General features: G+C 45.7%; 1 rRNA gene. It reads left to right on the top strand.

From position 1 onward, the window contains the following. Positions 1–135: 135 nt before the first annotated feature. Positions 136–381 (top strand): 16S ribosomal RNA (locus IRQ78_RS20480); the annotation flags it as partial.

The raw sequence follows: 381 nt of genomic DNA, 5'->3' as shown, positions 1-381 counted from the left end.
AGTTCGCTAGATGACGCAAACAAATTTAGAGTCTCAAATGTAACTGAGTGACTTCATAGTCAATTCGATATCGAAAGATATCAAAATCAGAATTCATTGAGCATGGTTTGAAGTTTACTTCAAACAAAAAACTTTTAATTGAAGAGTTTGATCATGGCTCAGATTGAACGCTGGCGGCAGGCCTAACACATGCAAGTCGAGCGGAAACGAAGAGGTGCTTGCACCTCTGGCGTCGAGCGGCGGACGGGTGAGTAATGCTTGGGAATATGCCTTATGGTGGGGGACAACAGTTGGAAACGACTGCTAATACCGCATGATGTCTACGGACCAAAGTGGGGGACCTTCGGGCCTCACGCCATAAGATTAGCCCAAGTGGGATTA

Origin of the sequence: Pseudoalteromonas simplex (genome assembly GCF_015278155.1) — a bacterium.
Taxonomy (GTDB): Bacteria; Pseudomonadota; Gammaproteobacteria; order Enterobacterales; family Alteromonadaceae; genus Pseudoalteromonas; species Pseudoalteromonas simplex.
Note: the sequence above shows the minus strand (reverse complement) of the source record. Positions and strands in the feature narration are given on the sequence as shown.